The sequence below is a fragment of the uncultured Phascolarctobacterium sp. genome, from assembly GCF_902463975.1.
Taxonomy (GTDB): domain Bacteria; phylum Bacillota; class Negativicutes; order Acidaminococcales; family Acidaminococcaceae; genus Phascolarctobacterium_A.
This window is the reverse complement of the sequence record NZ_CABQHJ010000014.1, coordinates 48,256-62,096: the sequence shown is the minus strand read 5'-3', so window position 1 is coordinate 62,096 and position 13,841 is coordinate 48,256. Positions and strand designations below refer to the sequence as shown.

Annotated in this window: 11 protein-coding genes; all 11 read left to right on the top strand. The window is 48.2% G+C overall.

The annotated features are described in order from the left end of the window. The first annotated feature begins 629 nt into the window (after positions 1-629). The 11 genes from RDW05_RS05775 to RDW05_RS05725 all read left to right on the top strand — a co-directional run bounded on the left by RDW05_RS05775 (position 630) and on the right by RDW05_RS05725 (position 13,594). The gene (locus RDW05_RS05775) at positions 630-1,871 is read left to right on the top strand and encodes an MFS transporter (RefSeq protein ID WP_307978172.1); all 1,242 of its coding nucleotides are present in this window, start codon (positions 630-632) and stop codon (positions 1,869-1,871) included. Positions 1,872-2,164: 293 nt separating this feature from the next. Then, positions 2,165-2,845: a 7-cyano-7-deazaguanine synthase QueC gene (queC, locus tag RDW05_RS05770; protein ID WP_307978171.1), complete on the top strand. Its 681-nt coding sequence runs from the start codon at positions 2,165-2,167 to the stop codon at positions 2,843-2,845. Positions 2,846-2,859: 14 nt separating this feature from the next. Further along, positions 2,860-3,363: a QueT transporter family protein gene (locus RDW05_RS05765; protein WP_293823880.1), complete on the top strand. Its 504-nt coding sequence runs from the start codon at positions 2,860-2,862 to the stop codon at positions 3,361-3,363. Then, on the top strand, positions 3,363-3,860 hold the full coding sequence (queF, locus tag RDW05_RS05760; RefSeq protein ID WP_009145817.1) for a preQ(1) synthase: 498 nt from the start codon (positions 3,363-3,365) through the stop codon (positions 3,858-3,860). The genes RDW05_RS05765 and queF overlap by 1 nt, the downstream gene beginning before the upstream one ends. Positions 3,861-4,137: 277 nt before the next feature. Beyond that, positions 4,138-5,172: a sugar-binding domain-containing protein gene (locus RDW05_RS05755; RefSeq protein WP_307978170.1), complete on the top strand. Its 1,035-nt coding sequence runs from the start codon at positions 4,138-4,140 to the stop codon at positions 5,170-5,172. 83 nt (positions 5,173-5,255) lie between these two features. After that, positions 5,256-6,263: a type I glyceraldehyde-3-phosphate dehydrogenase gene (gene gap, locus RDW05_RS05750; RefSeq protein WP_307978174.1), complete on the top strand. Its 1,008-nt coding sequence runs from the start codon at positions 5,256-5,258 to the stop codon at positions 6,261-6,263. Between the two features lie 18 nt (positions 6,264-6,281). Then, positions 6,282-8,207, top strand: coding sequence for a triose-phosphate isomerase (gene tpiA, locus RDW05_RS05745; RefSeq protein ID WP_307978169.1), 1,926 nt, complete (start codon positions 6,282-6,284; stop codon positions 8,205-8,207). Between the two features lie 55 nt (positions 8,208-8,262). Next, positions 8,263-9,777 carry a 2,3-bisphosphoglycerate-independent phosphoglycerate mutase gene (gene gpmI / locus RDW05_RS05740; protein WP_374111014.1) on the top strand — a complete coding sequence of 505 codons (1,515 nt, stop codon included), beginning with the start codon at positions 8,263-8,265 and terminating at the stop codon, positions 9,775-9,777. A 17-nt stretch (positions 9,778-9,794) separates the two neighbouring features. Then, positions 9,795-11,081: a phosphopyruvate hydratase gene (gene eno, locus RDW05_RS05735; protein WP_210684772.1), complete on the top strand. Its 1,287-nt coding sequence runs from the start codon at positions 9,795-9,797 to the stop codon at positions 11,079-11,081. Between the two features lie 166 nt (positions 11,082-11,247). Continuing rightward, positions 11,248-11,478: a preprotein translocase subunit SecG gene (gene secG / locus RDW05_RS05730; protein WP_210684771.1), complete on the top strand. Its 231-nt coding sequence runs from the start codon at positions 11,248-11,250 to the stop codon at positions 11,476-11,478. 115 nt (positions 11,479-11,593) lie between these two features. Beyond that, a complete protein-coding gene (locus tag RDW05_RS05725; RefSeq protein WP_009145825.1) occupies positions 11,594-13,594 on the top strand; it encodes a sodium-translocating pyrophosphatase in 2,001 nt (666 codons plus the stop codon). Positions 13,595-13,841: the final 247 nt, after the last annotated feature.

Below are 13,841 nucleotides of genomic sequence, written 5' to 3'. Positions count from 1 at the left end.
AAAGTACTTGGCTGGAAGCGGCCTGGGAGGATAGATAGCTGCCGGTTAGAAAAAAGACATGTCATGTGACATGTCTTTTTTCTTTTACCGGCAGCTATCTATCCTCTATTTATATTTACTCCCATACTGTCTCTGTTCGCGAGAGGTATATCGTTCCAGTCAGCAGCAATTTTCCCGTGCCCGTAGGGCACAACGCAAATTTCGCATGGAACCAGAACGAAACTGCGGTAAAATTTGTCAGACGGTAACATTTTGTTACGTCCCCTTGTTTCTATGGTACCAGATGCTCATTTGCTAAAATTGCTATTCCTTACACGATATATCTCTCGCTCAGTTTACTTGAGTTCAATGTGCTTGACAGCTAATCGGCGTTTTCCTGCGGACATACTTCTTGGATGGTTTTTTCTACAATATTTTAGATATACATGCTACCTTTGCGACGCATTTTTCCCTTCATTTCAATAAAAACTCAAAAATCCTTACACAATAGACAAATATTTGCACAAATCAAACAGCAAAAAAATATTGACAGTTTTAAGAAGAAATAGTATCATTGTTGTTAACTGTTCGACAGAAAATATATAAAAGAACAGAAATTGTTTTTTATGAAGGGAAAGAAAACTATGAAAATGACAAACTTCAGATGGAAGGTAGCGTGGTTGATTTTTGCTATCAGCTTTGTATCCTACATGGACCGCGTTAACCTTTCTGTTGCAACACCCGTAATCATGAAGGAATTTGGCTTTACTAAAATAGATATGGGCCTTATTCAATCCTTCTTCTTCGCCGGTTATGCTTTGATGCAGGTTCCCGGCGGTATGCTTGCTGAAAAATTCGGCCATCGCTTTACCGGTTCTATTGCCTGCGCATGGTGGTCAATCTTTACTGCTTTAACTGCTGTGGCAAGCGGTAAGTATACCTTTGCAATTGTACGTTTGATGTTTGGCTTGGGCGAAGCACCGATTTATCCTGCGTTCGCAATGGCTGAGCACAAATGGTTTAATAAAGACGAAAAGGGCAAGGCAAGCTCCTTTATTCTTAATGGCTGCTTCTTTGGTCCTGTAGTCGGTCCTGCTGTTGTAGTATGGCTTATGACAACCTTTGGCTGGCATCATGTATTCCTCAGTTTTGGTGTAGTTGGTCTGCTCTTGGCTTGGTCATGGCATAAATATGTTACAGATGATCCGAAGGACAGTCCTTACGTTAATGAAGCAGAACTTGCTCACATTAACGAAGGCCGCGTGGAAGCAACCGGTGAAAAGCAGATTGCTCCTTGGGGCAAGCTGCTGCGTTCTACCCAATTCTGGGCTTTGGGCATTCAGTTTTTGATTACCGATTATATCATGTATGTTTTCTTGGCCTGGCTGCCGATGTACCTCATGGAGGTGCACAAATTCTCCTTAGCAAAAATGGGTATCTGGGCAGCTGCTCCCTGGATTTCTCTGATGGCTGTAGTTACTCTTTGCGGTCACTATTCCGATAAACTGCTGCGCAGCGGCATGTCTCAGAATATGGTTAAGACTGCAACCGGTGCTGCAGGTATTCTTCTTTGTGCAGGTGCGCTGTACATTTCTACCCGTACTGCCGATCCGATGATGAATGTTCTCTGGCTTTCCGTATCCTTAGGTTCCCTCGGTCTGACCATGAGTGCTTCCTGGTCCAGCGTTATCAGCATGGGCGGTAAATTTGCCGGTTCCGTATCCGGTTGGATGAACTTCTGGGGCAACATCGGCGGTGTTTTGGCTCCGACCATTACTGCCTGGTTTGCAACCAACTATGGCTGGCAGGCTGCTTTGGCAGCAACTGCTGTAACCGGTATCTGCGGTGCTATTGCCTGGTTCTTTGTAAAGCCTGATAAAGCGATTGTATAATAAGAGATAAGCTGTAATGCTTTTAAGACAGACACCTCGACATGCTTTAAGTATATCGGCGGTGTCTGTTTTTGATTATGCTATTTTCTTACGCTGGACAAATAACGCGATATGCTGTATAATATCCTAGAAGTTCATAACAGACAGTTCGTAACCATCCTGTCTATAAATAAAACTACGGGCGATGTACTGGCGCCGGCCGGTATTTTTTATGTATGCAAGGATTTCGTCTGTAGATGACGGAATCCTTTTATATTTTGTGGACTTTGCCCGCTCATTAATTGGGAGGAGAAATGAAGGTTTTAGTATTATTAAGCGGTGGCGTAGACAGCTCAACCTGTCTGGCACTGGCAAAAGAAAAATACGGCGATAATGTTCTGGCTTTGTCGATGTCTTATGGTCAGAAGCATGCCAAGGAGCTTGCAGCAGCGCAGGCTATTGCCGATTATTATCATGTAGAGCTGCTGCATATGGATTTGTCGAAGATTTTTGCGCACAGCAAATGCTCCCTGTTGCAGGGCTCGGAAGAAAGTGTTCCGCACGCATCTTATGCTGAGCAGCTGAAGGAAAGCAAGGGTGAGCCTGTAAGCACTTATGTGCCGTTCCGCAATGGTTTGTTCCTGTCTGCTGCGGCAAGCATTGCCCTGGAATATGAATGCAATGAGATTTACTACGGTCCCCATGCCGATGATGCTGCAGGCAATGCTTATCCCGATTGCAGTGTTGAATTTAACGAGTCGATGAATTTGGCAGTATATCTGGGAAGCGGTCGTAAGGTGCGTCTGGTTGCTCCCTTTGTTGACAAAACGAAGAAGGATATCGTTGCTGAGGGCTTGCGCTTAGGTGTTCCCTACGAGCTGACCTGGAGCTGTTATGACGGCGGCGAAAAGCCTTGTCATAAGTGCGGCACCTGTATTGACCGCGAGGTAGCCTTTGCTGCCAACGGCGTTGTTGATCCCTTAGCTAAGGTTTGAAGGAGGTAAGGATAATGAAGAGCTTAAGTAATCAAAAATTAGTATTTTCCGCATTGTGTATTGCATTATATATTGTTGTGATGATGTGCACCCAGAGCTTTGCCTTTGGTCAGTATCAGATTCGTATTGCTACTGCGCTGTATGGCTTAAGTGCAATTTTCCCGTTTCTGGTGCTGCCGTTTGGCTTGGCAAACGTTGTCAGCAATACGGTGATGGGCGGTCTTGGTCTGCCGGATATTATCGGCGGCTTTATTGTAGGTATTGTAACAACCGGTATTATTGTTTTGGCTAAGCGTCGTGGCTGCGGCAACTGGATTATCTGGGCAGCAGTAACCTTTGTACCGGGACTTGGTGTTCCTGTATGGCTGAGCGTACTGCTGGATATTCCGTATCTGGTACTGGCAAGCAGTCTGCTGATTGGCCAGTGCATCTGCGGTATTGCGAGTGTAATGCTTGTTACCGCTTTGGAACGTGTAGGAGCAGGCAAGCTGTTTGCATTTGATGGAGGTAAGCAATAATGACAAGTGGCAGAAGTAAAGAAGAATTGCAGGGCGTAAGCCTGTTAGGCAATAAAACTGCTTATAAAAGCGATTATGCGCCGGAGGTTTTGGAATCCTTCCCAAATAAGCACCCGCAAAATGATTACTGGGTTAAATTTAATTGCCCGGAATTCACCAGCCTTTGTCCGATGACGGGACAGCCTGATTTTGCGACCATCTACATTTCTTATGTACCGGACGAACGTCTAGTGGAAAGCAAATCTCTGAAGCTGTACCTGTTCAGCTTCCGTAATCACGGTGATTTCCATGAAGACTGCGTAAATATCATTATGAAGGATCTTATCAAGCTGATGGAGCCTAAGTATATTGAGGTTTGGGGCAAATTCCTGCCGCGCGGCGGTCTGTCCATTGATCCGTATGCCAACTACGGCAAGCCGGGAACCGAATGGGAGCAGGCTGCAAAGAAGCGTCTTTTCATGCATGATATGTATCCTGAAACAGTTAATAACAGATAAAAAAATTTTGAGCTGTTGCGTAATGCGGCAGCTCTTTTTTTGCTCTCAGCGAAGAACTCAGCAGATAAAAACTATTTTTAGACAGCTTAAGTTAGCAATAGCTAATCAAAGACTGGCTTTAACAAATTTTTTTCGATAAACACTAATACAGCACTTTATTTCTTAATTAGAGTATGCTATAATGAACTATAGACAAATAATTCACTTATTTGTATTGAATCCGTGGGACACGAAAAGTACCACGAGGGACAAAACGCGTCAAGGGATGTAACTGGTTATGGATAGTATTATTAATCTGCAAAAGAAAATTGTACCGGAGCTGACAGATCTGCTCGTACAGCGTTACCAGATTCTGCGTCAGGTGAGCCACGAAGCGCCGATAGGCCGACGTGCTCTGGCTGCAAGACTGGGACTCAGCGAAAGAGTGCTGCGTGCTCAGGTTGATTTTCTCAAGAAAAGCGGCCTGCTGGATTTTTCCTCCAGCGGCATGAGCGTGACTGATGAGGGAGCGGATATTCTTAAGGAGCTGGCGGATTATGTACGCAAGCTGCAGGATATTTCGTTTTTGGAAAGTACTCTCAGTGATACACTGAAGATTGGCAAGGTTGTCATTCTTCCCGGTGATTCGGACCAAGAGAATGTTGTCAAACGCGAAATCGGCCGTACTGCAGCACATATTCTCAGCAAGCTGCTGAGCGATGGCAACAAGCATATAGTTGCTGTCAGCGGCGGCACTACTATGGCGGCTATGGCAGCCAATGTTTCCGGCTCGCAGCCTAATACGGTGGTTGTACCGGCACGCGGCGGCTTGGGTGATAATGTAGAACTGCAGGCCAATACGATTGCAACTGTCCTGGCGCAAAAGCTCGGAGCATCCTACCGTCAGCTTTACGTTCCCGACTGTGTAAGCGAGGATATCTTAAACAGTATTCTTAAAGAGGATATCGGTGTGCGCGCTGTTGTCGATATTATCAAGCAGGCGGATATTCTTGTCCACGGTGTAGGACGTGCCAGCGTTATGGCAAGGCACAGACGCTTAGGCAGTGAAGTAATTGCCAAGCTGGAGGCAGATGGTGCTGTAGGCGAGGCGTTTGGTCAGTACTGTGCTTTAGACGGCAGACAGGTTTATATGACTAATAATGCCGGCCTGATGCTGCAGGATTTGCAACACATCGGCACCATTATCGGTATTGCCGGAGGCAAATCGAAGGCTGCCGCAATTTTATCGGTTATCCGTGCTTCCAGACAGGATATTTTGATTACCGATGAGGCTGCAGCGCATGAGATTCTCAAAATGGCTAAAGAGCAATAAACAAGCGCCGTTCTTTAAGTATTAATTTGTTACTAAGCACATTTGTGCAAAATTTAGATTCTCTTAAAATTAAGGAGGAAATTATTATGACAAAAGTAGGTATTAATGGTTTTGGCCGTATCGGCCGCGAGGTTTTCCGTGTAGCATTCAACAATCCTGAGGTGGAAATTGTTGCTGTCAACGATCCTGGCGACATCACCGCTTTGGCTCACCTGTTGAAATATGACTCTATCCATGGCACCTTCAACCATGAAGTCAGCATCGAAGGCAACTACATTATTGTTGACGACCGCAAAATCGAAGTATTTGCTTGCCTGGATCCTGCACAGATTCCTTGGGGCGAAGCTGGTGCTGAAATTGTTGTAGAATCCACCGGCCGTTTCACCGAAGCTGCAAAGGCTGCAGCTCATCTGCATGACACCGTTAAAAAGGTTATTATCTCCGCTCCTGCTAAAGGCGAAGATATTACCATCGTTATGGGTGTTAACGAAGACAAATACGATGCTGCTAAACATAACATCATTTCCAACGCTTCCTGCACCACCAACTGCCTGGCTCCGTTCACCAAAGTATTGCTGAACAAATTCGGCATTGAAAGCGGTCTGATGACCACTGTTCACTCCTACACCAATGACCAGAGAATCCTGGACCTGCCGCATAAAGACCTGCGTCGTGCACGCGCTGCTGCTTGCTCTATTATCCCGACCACTACCGGTGCTGCAAAAGCAGTTGCTCTGGTTCTGCCGGAACTGAAAGGCAAACTGAACGGCTTCGCTATGCGCGTTCCGACTCCGAACGTTTCCATTACTGACCTGACTGTACTGCTGCAAAAAGACACCACTGCCGAAGAAATCAACGCAGTGCTTAAGGAAGCTGCTGAAGGCGAACTCAAAGGTATTATGGGCTACAGCGACGAACCGCTGGTATCCCGCGATTACAACGGCTGCCCGCTGAGCTCCATTATCGACGGCCTGTCCACCATGATGGTTGGTCCGCGTATGGCTAAGGTTGTAAGCTGGTATGACAACGAATGGGGTTATTCCAACCGCGTAGTTGACCTGGCTGCTTATATTGCTAAAAAAGGTCTGTAATAAAGGAGATTCTTATCCGTGGATAAAAAAACTGTACGTGATTTAGACGTTGCCGGTAAAAAGGTACTGGTACGCGTAGATTTTAACGTTCCTCTGAATGATAAAGGCGAGATTACCGATGATACCCGTATCACCGCATCTCTGCCGACCATTCAATATCTGCTGGAGCAAAAGGCTGCCGTTATTTTAATGGCACATCTCGGCCGTCCTAAAGGACAGGTTAAACCGGAATTGTCTTTGGCTCCTGTAGCTAAGCATTTGGGCAAGCTGCTGGGCAAAAAGATTCTTCTTGCTCCGGACTGCGTAGGCGAGGCTGCACAGGCTGCTGCCAGCAAGCTGAAGCCGGGCCACATCCTGCTGCTGGAAAACCTGCGTTTCCATAAGGAAGAGGAAAAGAACGACATGGAATTTGCCGAAAAGCTGGCTTCTCTGGCAGACCTGTATGTCAATGACGGCTTCGGTGTATCTCACCGCGCACATGCTTCTGTAGAAGGCGTAACTCACTTCCTGCCTGCTGCTGCAGGCTTCCTGCTGGAAAAGGAAATCCAGTATGTAGGTCAGGCTGTAACCAATCCGCTGCATCCGTTTGTTGCTATTATCGGCGGTGCTAAGGTAAGCGATAAAATCGGCGTTATCAGCAACCTGCTTGATAAGGTTGATACCCTGCTTATCGGCGGCGGTATGGCTAACACCTTCCTAGCTGCCCAGGGCTACAAAATGGGCAAGTCCCTGGTAGAAGAGGATAAGCTGGACCTGGCTAAAGAGCTTCTGGCTAAGGCTAAGAAAAATAAAGTTAATATGCTGCTGCCTACCGATCTGGTAATGGCTGCTGCATTTGCTCCCGACGCTGAGCATGTAACCGAAAAGGTGAAAAACCTGAATCAGGCTTATATGGCTCTGGATATCGGTGCGGAAACCAGCAAGGCTTATGCGGAAGCTCTGGCTGATGCTAAGATGATTGTCTGGAACGGACCTATGGGCGTTTTTGAAATGGACGCGTTCTGCAAGGGCACCGAGGCTGTAGCGAAGGCTGTAGCTAAGAGCCGTGCTACCAGCATTGTCGGCGGTGGCGACAGCGTTGCTGCTATCGAAAAGCTGGGCCTGGCTAAACGCATTACCCATATTTCTACCGGCGGCGGTGCTTCTCTGGAATATCTGGAGGGCAAGGTGCTGCCCGGCGTTGCTGCACTTGATGACCTGCGCCGCAAAATGATTGCCGGCAACTGGAAAATGCACAAAACCGTAAGCGAAGCTGTAGAGCTTGCTGAGGACATCGTTATGGAAACTAACGGTACCTTGAACGAGGTTGTTATTTTCCCGCCGTTCACTGCTCTGGAAACTGTTGCAGACGCTATTGACGGCAAGCATGTAGGCTACGGTGCACAGGATTTGCATTGGGAAGACAAGGGTGCCTTCACCGGCGCTGTTTCCGGTGCGATGATTGCCGATATCTGCGCTGAATATGTTCTCGTTGGTCACAGCGAACGCCGTACCATTTTCGGTGAGAACGAAAAAATTGTTGCCAGCAAGATTATTGCTGCTTACCGCAATGGTCTGAAGCCGATGCTGTGCGTTGGTGAAAATCTGGCTGAGCGTGAAGCAGGCAAAACTGCCCGCAAAATCAATATGCAGCTGAAGAGCGCTCTGCGTGCAATTACTGCAGAGGATGCAGAAAACCTTGTTGTTGCTTATGAGCCTATCTGGGCTATCGGCAGTGGTAAGGCTGCTACGCCGGAGGACGCTTTGGAGGTATGCACCCTGATTCGTGAAAAAATCGGCAAAATCTTTACTCCCGATATTGCCCGTAAGGTTCGTATTCTTTACGGCGGCAGTGTTAATGAAAAGAACGCTGCTTCCTTCAACCTCAGCGGTATTGACGGTGTGCTGGTAGGCGGTGCAAGCCTGAAGGCTGACACCTTTGCCGCAATCGTAAGAAGCTTTTAATAAGACCTCGGAGAAAGCACCTGTTGCTTTCTCCTTCGTCTTTAGGAATTTGATAATGAAAAAACCAGTTTTACTAATGATTCTTGATGGTTGGGGCATTGCTCCCGCAGATAAAACCAACGCTGCGGCAATGGCGAAAACTCCCAACCTGGACAGTTATTTTGCAAATTATCCTCATACAACCTTGGAAGCCAGCGGCAAGGCTGTCGGTCTGCCTGCAGGCCAGATTGGCAATTCTGAGGTAGGTCACCTGAATATCGGTGCTGGACGTATTATTTACCAGAGCCTGACACGCATTGACAAGGCAATTGAGGATGGCGATTTGTATAAGAACGAAGAGCTCAGCAGGGTGATGGACGAAACGAAGCAGGCAGGCAAGGCGCTGCATCTTCTGGGACTGTTATCCGACGGCGGCGTTCACAGCCACATCGAGCATCTTCTGGCACTTATCTGCATGGCGAAGGTTAAAGGCCTGACCGATGTTTATGTGCATGCCTTCCTTGACGGACGTGATGTAGGTCCGAAAACAGCGCTGGGATATATCCATGAGCTGGAGGAGGGCATGGCGCAGATTGGCGTAGGCAAGATTGCTACCGTCAGCGGACGCTATTACGCAATGGACCGCGACAAGCGCTGGGAGCGCGTGGAGCGTGCCTATAAAGCGCTGGTGCTGGGCGAGGGCGGCAAAGCTGCAAGCGCTGCTGCCGGCGTAGAGGCATCCTATGCCGCAGGCGTAACGGATGAGTTTGTTGAACCCTTCACTGTTGACGGCGTAGATGGCAAAATCACTGCCGGTGACGGTGTGATTTTCTTCAACTTCCGTCCTGACAGAGCGCGTGAAATTACCCGTGCGCTGCATGATGAGGACTTCCCGTATTTTGCACGTCCCGAGGGCGCACGCCCGGTAAACTATGTGTGCATGACGCAGTATGATGCTACGATTACCGCACCGGTAGCCTTTCCTCCGGAGGAGATTAAGGATACCTTGGGTGAGGTGTTGGCACAGCATGGACTGCACCAGCTGCGTATTGCGGAAACCGAAAAATATGCGCATGTAACCTTCTTCTTCAATGGTGGTGTGGAAGCTCCGAATGCTAATGAGGAGCGTATTCTGATTCCTTCGCCGAAGGTTGCAACCTACGATTTGCAGCCGGAAATGAGCGCCGAAGAGGTTACGCAGGCACTATTGGCAGAGCTGGATAAGGATAAATTTGATGCGATTATCCTGAACTTTGCAAATCCGGATATGGTTGGTCATACCGGTGTGCTCAGCGCTGCGATTACCGCTATGGAAAAGGTGGATGACTGTGCCGGCCGTATTGTACGCAAGGTGCTGTCCCTTGGCGGCAGCGTGTGCATTACCGCGGACCACGGCAATCTGGAGAAGATGGCCGAAAGCGACGGTTCTCCGAACACCGCGCACACTACAAACCCTGTACCATTTATTTTAGTAAGCAAGGAGCAGCACAAGCTGCATAACGGCATTTTGGCCGATATTGCGCCGACACTGCTGCAGCTGCTTGATATTAAACAGCCTGCCGCTATGACAGGTAAAACTTTGATAGATTAATCATGAGGTGATAAGAAATGGCAATGATTACTGAAGTTTACGCTCGCGAGATTCTGGATTCCCGCGGCAATCCGACCGTAGAAGTTGAAGTATGCCTGGAAGACGGCGCTATGGGACGCGCTGCTGTTCCTTCCGGTGCATCTACCGGCGTACACGAAGCTGTAGAGCTGCGTGACGGCGACAAAGAGCGTTACCTGGGCAAGGGCGTTACTAAAGCAGTTGATAATGTTAACGACATTATTGCCGAAGCAATTATCGGCTTGGACGCAACCCGCCAAACCGAAATTGACGAGCTGCTGGTTCGCTTGGACGGCACTCCGAACAAGGGCCGCCTCGGCGCTAACGCTATCCTCGGCGTTTCCATGGCTGTAGCAAAGGCTGCCGCTGCTTCCGTAGGCCTGCCGCTGTACCTGTACTTAGGCGGTGTTGCTGCCAAAGAGCTGCCTGTTCCGATGATGAACATCTTAAACGGCGGCGAGCATGCAGACAACAACGTTGATATTCAGGAATTCATGATTATGCCGGTTGGCGCTAAATCCTTCAGCGAAGCACTGCGCATGAACGCTGAGATTTATCATAACCTGAAGGCACTGCTGAAGGAAAAAGGCCTGAGCACTGCTCTGGGTGATGAAGGCGGTTTTGCACCGAACCTGAAATGCAATGCAGATGCTATCGAGGTTATTCTCGAAGCAACCGAGCGTGCAGGCTATAAACCCGGTAAAGACATCGTTATGGCAATGGACGTTGCTTCCAGCGAATTCTATGTAGACGGCAAATACAAAATGACCGGCGAAGGCGTAGAAATGACCAGCGAAGAAATGGTTGATTATCTGGCAGGCCTGTGCGAGAAATATCCTATTATCTCCATCGAAGACGGTATGGCAGAGGATGACTGGGACGGCTGGAAGAAGCTCACCAAAAAGCTGGGCAAAAAAGTACAGCTGGTTGGCGACGACCTGTTTGTTACCAACGAAGAGCGTCTGGTTCAGGGCATTGAAAAGGGCGTAGCAAATGCTATTCTGATTAAGGTAAACCAAATCGGTACCTTAACCGAAACCTTCAATGCTATCGAAACCGCTAAACGCGCAGGCTATACCTGCATTATCTCTCACCGCAGCGGTGAAACCGAAGACACCACTCTGGCAGATATTGCTGTTGCTGTAAACGCAGGCCAGATTAAAACCGGTGCTCCGGCACGTACCGACCGTGTTGCCAAATACAACCAGCTGCTGCGTATCGAAGAGGATCTCGGCAAGGCTGCAAAATATAACGGCATGAAGGTTTTCTACAATATTAAAAAATAAGCAGACAAAGCTTTCTTGTTTGCTGTAAAAGATGAGGTGAGAGCGCTGACTCTCACCTTTTTCTTTATTTAGGGCGTTTTTGTAAAATATTTTGCAAAAGTAGATTGTAAGAGCATGTCTTTTATGGTAAAATACTATGGTACAAAAATATGAGGAGGTAAGCTCTGTGATTGAAACTGTCTTGATGGTTCTTGAAGTTATCGTTTGCATAGCACTCATTGGCGCAGTTCTGCTGCAGTCCGGAAAAGGCGGCGGTATGGGCAGTACTTTCGGCGGCAGTGACGGTGCTTTTTTTGGCAAGGGCAATGATCTGGATACACTCATGGCGAAGGCCACGATTTACTTAGGTGTTGCATTTGCTGTTATTACATTGGCGCTGGCAAAAATCAACGCTTAAGGCTGACGGGATTTTCCTGTTTGCCGCACTCATCATGTTACCAAGAGTGCAACCGCACTCTTAAAATTTTAAATTTTTTTATAAAAAGAAAGGGGTTTGGGTCTTGAATTTCTTAATGATCTCCATTGTTGTCGGCCTCATTGCACTCGCAGTTGCACTGATGCTGAGCAGCGCAATCGGTAAGGCTCCTGCTGGTACAGCACGTATGCAGGAAATTGCCGGTTACATCCACGAGGGCGCTATGGCGTTCCTGTTCCGCGAATACAAAGCACTGTCTGCTTTCGTAATCGTTGTTGCTATCGTAATTTCTATGTTCTTATCTCCGCTTACTGCAGTATGCTTCGTTGCAGGTGCAGTATTCTCCGTATGTGCAGGCTACATCGGCATGACCGTTGCTACCAAAGCTAACGTTCGTACTGCTGCAGCTGCTCAACATGGCGGCATGCCGGAAGCTCTGAAAATTGCTTTCTCCGGCGGTGCTGTTATGGGTCTGGGCGTTGTTGGTCTGGGTATCGTTGGTGTTGCAGCAGCTTACATGCTGTTCGGCAACATTGATATCGTTACCGGCTTCGGTCTGGGCGCAAGCTCCATTGCATTGTTCGCTCGTGTTGGCGGCGGTATCTACACCAAAGCTGCTGACGTTGGCGCTGACCTGGTAGGTAAAGTTGAAGAAGGTCTGCCTGAGGATGACCCGCGTAACCCGGCTACCATCGCTGATAACGTAGGCGATAACGTAGGCGACGTTGCAGGCATGGGCGCTGACTTGTTCGAATCCTATGTAGGTGCTATCATCTCCGCTATTACTCTGGGTGCTGTTGCATATCCTGGCGGCGAAGGCATTATGTTCGTATTCGAGCTGGCTTTCGCTGGTATCATTGCTTCCCTGATTGGTGTATTCTATGCTCGCAGCAGCAAATCCACCAACCCGCAGGCTGCTCTGAACCATGGTACCTATGTTGGCGGCGTAATCGTAATTGCTGCTGCTTACTATCTGTCCACTTCCATCTTCGGCAACACTGCTGCATTCGTAGCTATTGCTTCCGGTCTGGTAGTTGGTCTGTTAATCGGTAAAATCACCGAAATCTACACCTCTGCTGATTATGCTTCCGTTAAGAAGATTGCTGAGCAATCCGAAACCGGTCCGGCAACCACCATCATCTCCGGTCTGGCTGTTGGCATGTATTCCACCTTCCTGCCGATGATTTTCATCTGCGTTGGTGTAATCCTGGCATTCTTCACCATGGGCGGTGCTAAAGATGCAGGCATGGGCCTGTTCGGTATCTCCCTGGCTGCAGTTGGCATGCTGTCCACCACCGGTCTGACCGTAGCAGTTGACGCTTATGGTCCTATCGCTGATAACGCTGGTGGTATCGCAGAAATGTCCGAGCTGCCTCCTGAAGTACGTGAAATCACCGATACCCTTGACTCCGTTGGTAACACCACCGCTGCTATCGGTAAAGGCTTCGCTATCGGTTCCGCTGCTCTGACTGCTCTGGCTCTGTTCTCTGCTTATGCACACACTGTAGGCCTGAAAGCAATCGACCTGCTGAACCCTGTAACCCTGATTGGTCTGTTCATCGGTGCAACCCTGCCGTTCGTATTCGGTGCTATGACCATGGAATCTGTTGGTAAAGCTGCTTACCAGATGATCGAGGAAGTTCGTCGTCAATTCCACGAAATCCCCGGCCTGCTGGAAGGCAAAGCTAAAGCTGACTACCAAAAATGCGTAGACATCTCCACTGCAGCTGCTCTGCACGAGATGATTATGCCTGGTGTTATCGCTATCGTTGCTCCTCTGCTGGTTGGCTTCCTGTTCGGTACTGAAGCTCTGGGCGGCCTGATTGGCGGCTCTCTGGCTTCCGGCGTACTGGTTGCAATCCTGATGGCTAACGCTGGCGGTGCATGGGATAACGCTAAGAAGTTCGTAGAAGCTTCCGGCCGTAAACACACTCCGGTGCATGACGCAACCGTTGTAGGCGATACTGTAGGTGACCCGTTCAAAGATACTTCCGGACCTGCAATGAACATCCTGATCAAACTGATGACCATTGTATCCCTGGTATTTGCTCCTGTACTGGCAGCAAATGGCGGCATCCTGCTTGGCCTGTTCAAATAACTTTATAGTTAAGCTATAATCCACGCTGCTGCAGCATTAGCTGCAGCAGCTTTTTTGTTGCGTCTATGCTGTAATACAGCTTTCTTTGTGAAAAGTGTACGTTTGTAGGCAAATGCTTTTTACTTTAAAATACAAGTGTAACAGTAAAGCAAAATTCAAGTAAAAACAATAACAGATTAACAGAAAAAGACTTGCGCTAAATGTTGATGCATGGTATAATGCAACTATCGGTAAGAAAAAGATGTGG